The organism is Heyndrickxia ginsengihumi, assembly GCF_011008565.1.
In the GTDB taxonomy this organism is placed as follows: Bacteria; Bacillota; Bacilli; order Bacillales; family Bacillaceae_C; genus Weizmannia; species Weizmannia ginsengihumi.
The window spans coordinates 22755-30376 of record NZ_JAAIWK010000038.1 but is presented as its reverse complement, the minus strand read 5'-3'; the positions used below and the strand labels follow the sequence as shown (position 1 = coordinate 30376).

General features: G+C 35.1%; 6 protein-coding genes. All 6 read right to left on the bottom strand.

Annotated elements, in window-relative coordinates; genetic code table 11:
- Positions 1 to 406: 406 nt before the first annotated feature.
- The 6 genes from mbcS to refZ all read right to left on the bottom strand — a co-directional run bounded on the left by mbcS (position 407) and on the right by refZ (position 7580).
- Positions 407 to 1981 (bottom strand): acyl-CoA synthetase MbcS, encoded by a 1575-nt coding sequence (gene mbcS, locus G4D61_RS16720; protein ID WP_025731531.1) that lies wholly within the window; start codon positions 1979 to 1981, stop codon positions 407 to 409.
- 164 nt (positions 1982 to 2145) lie between these two features.
- Positions 2146 to 2349 (bottom strand): alpha/beta-type small acid-soluble spore protein, encoded by a 204-nt coding sequence (locus G4D61_RS16715; protein ID WP_025731530.1) that lies wholly within the window; start codon positions 2347 to 2349, stop codon positions 2146 to 2148.
- 177 nt (positions 2350 to 2526) lie between these two features.
- A complete protein-coding gene (gene thiI, locus G4D61_RS16710; protein ID WP_025731529.1) occupies positions 2527 to 3735 on the bottom strand; it encodes a tRNA uracil 4-sulfurtransferase ThiI in 1209 nt (402 codons plus the stop codon).
- Complete coding sequence (locus G4D61_RS16705; protein ID WP_025731528.1) at positions 3732 to 4883, bottom strand: cysteine desulfurase family protein; 1152 nt, start codon at positions 4881 to 4883, stop codon at positions 3732 to 3734. Before G4D61_RS16705 ends, thiI begins: the two co-directional genes overlap by 4 nt.
- A gap of 163 nt (positions 4884 to 5046) precedes the next feature.
- Positions 5047 to 6741 carry a septation ring formation regulator EzrA gene (gene ezrA / locus G4D61_RS16700; protein WP_051476332.1) on the bottom strand — a complete coding sequence of 565 codons (1695 nt, stop codon included), beginning with the start codon at positions 6739 to 6741 and terminating at the stop codon, positions 5047 to 5049.
- Between the two features lie 194 nt (positions 6742 to 6935).
- Entirely contained in the window at positions 6936 to 7580 is a 645-nt protein-coding gene (refZ, locus tag G4D61_RS16695; protein WP_025731526.1) for a forespore capture DNA-binding protein RefZ, read from the bottom strand.
- Positions 7581 to 7622 lie beyond the last annotated feature (42 nt).

Below are 7622 nucleotides of genomic sequence, written 5' to 3'. Positions count from 1 at the left end.
GAATTAATATCATTATTATAAGCTAAAAAGACAGTTAAAGGTTTAATTTATTCAACCTTTAACCGTCTAATAATTTAATGGACTTTTTCAGTGCCCTCGCTGCACGCCTGTGGGGTCTCATCTATTCCGCTTTTCCAGCAGGAGTCTCACATCCTTCCGCTCTATTCATCTTATTATCAACGATACCGCCTCTTAAAAAGTAAAATTTTTTAAACGGTTATTCCTGTACACTTATTGTTTTTTCATGAATCAAGAGGGTTTTTGTAAACTTGGCTCATTTTTGTTTATTAAAGTGAATTTGATTTCGTTGCTGGTTCTTGCTTCCGACGTAGTTCAGGAATTTTTACAAATGAGCCGGGGATAAAAAAGAAGCTATTCCCCAATAGAATAGCTCCATTATCAAAGATTATTTATTTAGTTCTCTTTCTCGTAATTCTACACGGCGAATTTTCCCTGATGATGTTTTTGGTAACTCATCAATAAACTCAATTGCACGAGGGTATTTATACGGTGCTGTAAGTTGTTTTACATGGCTTTGTAATTGCTTTACTAAATCCGGCTGATTACGGTCTACACCTTCCTGCAAGACAATATATGCTTTCACAATATTTCCGCGAATTTCATGTGGACTTGCTACAACAGCACATTCTTTTACAAACGGATGCTTGACGAGAGCATCTTCCACTTCAAAAGGTCCGATTGTATAACCTGAACTAATGATGACATCATCTCTTCTACCTTCAAACCAATAATAGCCATCTTCATCTTTACGCGCTCTATCACCAGTTACATAGTATTCACCGCGATATTGTTGTGCTGTCCGCTCTGGCTCTTTATAGTATTCCTTGAATAATGCCGGTGTTTCTCGGTGCACAGCAATATCTCCAACTACTCCAGCCTCACAAATTTGTCCATTTTCATCAATGATTTCTACCCGATTTCCTGGAAAAGGTTTTCCCATCGATCCTGGACGTACTTCCATATCTTTTAAAGTTCCAACTAATAATGTATTTTCTGTTTGTCCATATCCATCACGAATTTGTACATTAAAATACTTTTTGAACAAATCAATGACTTCACGATTTAATGGTTCACCAGCGGAAACCGCACTACGGAGATATGTTAAATGATAAGAAGATAAATTATCTACTTTCGCCATTAATCTGTACTCAGTCGGAGTACAACAGAGCACATTAATTTTTTTGTCATCAAGTAATTGTAAATATTTTTTCGGTTCAAAGCGACCATTATATACAAATCCAACAGCCCCAGAACCTAATACAGATAGTAATGGACTCCACACCCATTTTTGCCAACCGGGTGCCGCAGTTGCCCATACTAGATCATTTTCTTCTATACACAACCAGTTAGGTGCAGCTGTCCGTAAGTGAGCATATCCCCAGCCATGTGTATGAACAACCCCTTTTGGATTGCCAGTAGTTCCTGAAGTATAAGATAAAAAGGCCATATCATCCTTTGACGTTTTTGTCATTTCTAATTCATCAGATACATTTGATTTTTCTTCATCAATTAGTACCCAATCTTCAACATGTTGACCAATTACAAATTTTTTTAATGTGTCAATTTCTTCTACATCTTTAAATTGCGATGCACAATTATAGTACGAAACAATCCCTTTTACATCACCTGCTTGAATACGATACTGCAAGTCTTTTGTTCTTAACATTTCGGAGCTAGGCAGAATAGGTAAACCAAGTTTTAAAGCTGCTAAATATACTTCATATGCTTCCACAACTCTTGGTACCATTACGAGAATTGTGTCACCTTTTTTTAATCCATTTGCTAAGAAAATATTTCCAATTCGATTGGCATTCTTTATTAATTGTTGGTATGTAACTTCTTTATGCGCTCCTTGGTCATCTTCCCAAATAAGCGCAAGCTTTTCAGGTCCTTGAGCAAATTTTTCGACTTCTTCTGCTATATTGTAAATTTCCGGAGCAAGCAATTCTTCACGACGCATATAATCTCCCCCTTCAATTATTAGTACCTAACTATTATACCTGATATAAAATTTTTTTGGTAATGAAAAGACTTTAGGAAATAAATGGCATTCAAAAAGAAAGTATGACATAGAAAAAATGGAAGCGAGAGAAAACTCGCTTCCATATATCCATCATTATTCAATTATCTAGAAACTCCGCCTAATTGTTGTTCAGCCATAGATACTAGACGTTTTGTAATTTCACCACCAACAGAACCGTTAGCACGTGAAGTTGTATCAGCTCCAAGATTAACACCAAATTCTTGAGCGATTTCATATTTCATTTGATCAAGAGCTTGTTCTGCTCCGTTTACTAGTAATTGGTTGCTGCTATTATTGTTTGCCATGTGTTTTCACCTCCTTGTGAGTATAGATTGTGCGAAAACACATGGCCTCATTCAAATTATCTACTGCCAATTTATGGATACCAAATTCCAGCAAGATTAGAATTTTCAAGCTTACTTCCTAACCAAAATGAAACGACAGAACTGTAAGAAAACAACATACCATTACATTTAAATTGTCTATAGTAAATCACAAAAATCTTCTTGTGTTGGCGTATAATCTGGTGTCACATAAACTGTTTCGATTTCTTTCATTGCCTCTTCTATTAGCGCTGTAAAATCAACCTGACTTTCATAATACTGTGCCAATGTAAGCTTTGGTCTTGTTTTTGGTGATGGTGGCGTAAAAATCGTACAGCAGTCTTCATACGGAAGACTTGATATTTCATACGTATCAATTTTCTGTGCAATATCGATAATTTCAAGTTTATCCATAGAAACGACTGGGCGGATAATCGGTGTCGATGTCACATCATTAATTGCAACCATGCTTTCTAACGTTTGGCTTGCTACTTGTCCTAAACTCTCTCCAGTTACAATCGCAAGTCCGCTATTCTGTTTGCGAATAAGATCAGTAATTTTAAGCATGATCCTTCTTTGCACCGTCATCGAATAACCTTCAGGAATTTCTTTATGAATCGTCTCTTGTATTTTTGTAAATGGAACAATATACACTTTTACGGAACCACTATATGCTGAAATTTTAGCAGCTAAATCTAACGCCTTTTGTTTCGCACGCGGGCTTGTAAACGGAGGACTATGAAAATGAACTGCTTCTACTTTTACGCCTCGCTTCATTGTTAGATAGCCTGCTACGGGACTATCAATTCCACCTGAAAGCATAAGCATTGCTTTACCGGAAGTTCCAACTGGCAATCCTCCAGCGCCTTTAATCGTTTCTGTTGATAAATAAACACCTTCGCTTCTTACATCCACTAGCAGTTCAATATCAGGATGTTTAACATCTACCTTTAATTCATCTATTTTATTAAAAATATAGCCGCCTACTAAACGATTTAATTCATTTGAATCATATTCAAAGGTTTTATCGCTTCGTCGCGCAGAAACTTTAAAGGTTTTACCTTCTTCGTAAAGCTTTTCGACCAATTGAAAACCTACATGCTGGATTGTTTCAATTTCCTTTGGAACACGGACAGCTAAACTAAATGATTGGATCCCAAATATATTCTTTAATGTTTTAATAATAGCTTCACTATCTTCTCCATTTAACAAAAGATACATACGGTCATGGAATCCTTGAATTTGAATTTTTCTATATGGTTTTAATGCATTGCGAATATTATCTTTTAAATGACGAATAAAAAATTTACGATTACGGCCTTTTGTTGAAAGTTCACCGTATCGAATTACGATGCGATCATAATTCATCTATCTTCCCCCACAACTTGGAATAAATTATTTAATGTATTCTTTAACACTTTGATAAACGTTTTTGCCTCATCCATCGTATTCTCAAAGGATAGACTAATTCGTACAGCACCTTCTGCGGCCTTTTCTGAAACCCCCATCGCAAGTAATGTGCGGCTCAATTCTTTTGTTTTTGATGAACATGCACTCGTCGTCGATATATAAATATGTTCTTGTTCAAGTGCATGTACAAGCACTTCTCCGCGCAATCCAACCGCAGAAAAATTGATAATATGTGGTGCCGCAACAATCGGATCGGTATGAATGGCTATATGTGGGAGCTGAGCAATTTGTTCTATAAGATAGTTGCGAATCGTTACTAATTGATCGATATGCTTTTCATATTGATTAGTGACAAGTCGCAACGCTTTAGCTGTCGTCACAATTCCAGCAGTATTTTCAGTACCGCTCCGCATATTTTGTTCTTGATGCCCACCAGTTAAAATTGGTGAAATTCTTACATTCGCACGCTTATAAAGGATCCCGTTTCCCTTAAGACCATGGAATTTATGGGCCGAAACTGTGCATAAGTCAATGCCTGAGCCATATATAGATAAAGGTACTTTGCTGCAGCCTTGAACGTGGTCGACATGAAATAAAATCTTTGGGTAATTCTTTAATAACGATCCAATTTGTTCTATCGGCTGTACAGTACCTGTTTCATTATTGACGTGCATAACGGACACAAGAATGGTTTTATCTGTAATAGCAGCCTTTAAATCTTCTATGTGAATTTGCCCTTGCTGATTTACTGGCAAATAAGTAATAGTAAATCCTAATTCTTCTAATTGCTTACAAGTCTCATAAACAGAAGAATGTTCAATACTAGTTGTAATAATATGATTGCCTCTTGAATGATATTGAAGCGCAGTTCCTTTTATTGCTAAATTATTCCCTTCAGTTCCACCTGAAGTAAAATAGATTTCATTTGCTTTCACACTGAAAATATCAGCAACTTGTTGCCTCGCTTGAGATATAAGTTTTTCTACTTGACCGCCAAGTCTATGCAACGAAGAAGGATTCGCATAAAAGACTTGGGATGTTTTTACAAACGCCTCTAGTACTTCTTCATATGGTTTCGTTGTTGCACTATTATCAAAATAAATCATATAAACACCTTCAGTATTTAATGTATATCCAATGATACATCTTATCATAGGGAATAAAGTTTCGAAAGTAAAAAATAAAAGGGTTGGACACATATACAAAATATAAGGTGATAACAACGTATCATTCCCTCGCCTGTATATAGTGCCTAACCCTATGACTACATTAGTCTTGCTTCACATAAGTTTGTTCAATTCGCTTTAACGCTCCAGGCTCAACTGATTCAACAGTTGCCGCAGCCTCTTCTAAAGCTGCTTGATAATCATAACTTCGAAAAGCGGCTTCTGCTCTTTGCAAACCATCGGCAACTTTTTGATATTTACCGCGATAGCGATTACCATATTGAATTACTTTTTCTGCTAACACCACACTGTCAACCAATTCATACGTAGTTTGCTGTAAATGGTCAACTGTGCTAACTGCTTGCTGTAAATGTTGATTCACCACTTCAGTGTTAAGCGGTTTTGCATTCAAGCTGCGAAGTGTATCTTGAATATGTTCTTGCGCTTGTTCGAATAATTCTTGGTAACGATCTGGCAAACCAGGAATATTGCTTTGTTTAACTAACCTACGTAAATCATGAATATTCCTTTTTAATTCAGCTACTTGATCACGCGCAGAAATTTCGTCCTTTCTTAAGCTTTGAAGATGCTCTGTAAATGTTTCTTGTTCTTGCTGAATTTTTTCAATTTGGGAACGTATTTCTTTTAATTGTTCACTAAGTACTGAATAAATTGTTTGCTGTTCTGGAATCTTCGCTTTTAATAAGTTATATCTTTTCATCAGCTTTTCAATTTGCTGTTCAAGCTCTAACGGAATAGTCATTTCTTCTTCTAATAGCTGATAACTTTGCTGAACGGAAAAAGTTTCATCTTTTATATTTTCATTTGTAGATTTAATCGTCTCCAATAATTGTTCCGTTGTAGCTGTGTTTTGAAATACATAGTTTTTCGCATATACCTCTTTTTCCAATAAATCATAGATCGTCTCCATTCGTTCTTTTAACTCTCCAATTCCCTTCTCGACATCGGAAAGTTCAGCCTTTTCGAGGCGATCGTGATATTCTTTTAACGTATTTTTAATATCTTCCATTTCCTCATTAAATTGTAGATGATCGAGAACAAAGCCTTGCTCAATCATTTCTTCATAACCTTCAACAAGCTCTGCAATTTGGGTAGGAAGGAGTGAACCAGTTTCTGTTAATAAATCTGGAATCTTTTGAACTTTTTCATGAAGGATTTCTATTTCTTTTTTCAATTCCATGACGAGGTTTCTTGCGCCAAGATAGTTGCCATTTTGTGTAAGTTCTTCATATTGATTAAATTCTAAAGCTAAGGCGTCTGCACGTTGATCTAAAGGTTTAATTGCCTTTCCATATGTATGACGATGTGTTAATAATTTCTTTTTAATTTCTTTAAAAATCGTTCTTAATTCATCAATTTCAACACGATTTTCTTGCTCACTACTTACAAGCTCATCCAGCTCTGTTAGAATCGTTTGAATTTTATCTTCGACACGGTTTAGTATCGCTTCTGTCTCAGCTTGTATGGCTTTAGCTTTTCTAAACATATATTTATCTGTTTGTTCTTCAATCTCAAATAATTTTTCTTCAACATTAGGAAGATCGCTTTCTAAAATATCGTCCCAACTTTTCCGCCAACGTTCAAACATTTCCTCTGTTTCGCCGGTCATATTAAGCTGTTTAACTTTCCCTAATTCGTCACTAACAGGACGATTCATTAGATCAATTTTCCAAGCTTCAAGCTTATCAATTTCTTTATAATATTGCTTTCTTATGATAAATCCACTTATTAAAATAATAAGAATTACTACGATTGCACCAATGATGCCATACATCATAAGCTCAAAAGCCTCCTGTTCCGTCCAATACATTCATCTATGTAAACAATTATTACGTATGATATTGATTATATGATACCATGTAACGACAATATTTGACTATCAATTTCGAGATTTTTTGCGTCATTTTATATATTTTTCTCAAAAATGCTCTGCATATATCGTTTATTCTTTTCACATAAAAAAAGCAGTTCCTATAAAAAGGCTGCTTTTAATAGTAATGGCTTCGTTTGATTCTCCAATATTTGGGTTAACCAACGATCAATAATAAGAAAATAATGATCAACAAAATATTTTTCATGCGGGAACATTTGCCATACTTCTCTTAAATATTGACTGTTCAAAAAAGGCATCGTAATCATGCTTCTCAGTTGCACAATGAAATAATTCATTTCAGTCGTTGTTGCCTTATCTCCTACCGCTTCTTTCATTAATTGTTTAAAATAAAATCGTTCCTTCATCAAATAAGAAGAAATAATTTCGCGAACAATTTGTGAATCAACTGAAACTTCACGCCATACAAATCTTGCCAATAGATGATGATCGCTTTGATAGTTTAAAATATAATATAGCGCTCTTTTTAAACATTTATCCGATGACTCATATTGTAAATTACGAACTTCTTCTTCTAAAAAAGATAAATATTTTTCAAAAAAACGGACAAAACAGGCTTCCAATAATCCTTGCTTACCATTAAAATAGTAAGAAATATTGGCAGAGTTCACTTTTGCAGCTTTTGCAATCTCTCTAATTGTAGTCCCCTTATAACCATTTGTATGAAATAAAGAAATGGCAGTACTGATTATTCTTTCTTTTGTAGACGTTTCATTTACTTCCATTTACTCATACCTCTTTTCAAATTTCTTGATGATTTCGAAAAT

What these genes read in the sequence shown, in the direction of transcription:
- mbcS (WP_025731531.1), bottom strand. Translation starts at nt 1,981, where the DNA reads ATGCGTCGTGAAGAATTGCTTGCTCCGGAAATTTACAATATAGCAGAA.
- G4D61_RS16715 (WP_025731530.1), bottom strand. Translation starts at nt 2,349, where the DNA reads ATGGCAAACAATAATAGCAGCAACCAATTACTAGTAAACGGAGCAGAA.
- thiI (WP_025731529.1), bottom strand. Translation starts at nt 3,735, where the DNA reads ATGAATTATGATCGCATCGTAATTCGATACGGTGAACTTTCAACAAAA.
- G4D61_RS16705 (WP_025731528.1), bottom strand. Translation starts at nt 4,883, where the DNA reads ATGATTTATTTTGATAATAGTGCAACAACGAAACCATATGAAGAAGTA.
- ezrA (WP_051476332.1), bottom strand. Translation starts at nt 6,741, where the DNA reads ATGATGTATGGCATCATTGGTGCAATCGTAGTAATTCTTATTATTTTA.
- refZ (WP_025731526.1), bottom strand. Translation starts at nt 7,580, where the DNA reads ATGGAAGTAAATGAAACGTCTACAAAAGAAAGAATAATCAGTACTGCC.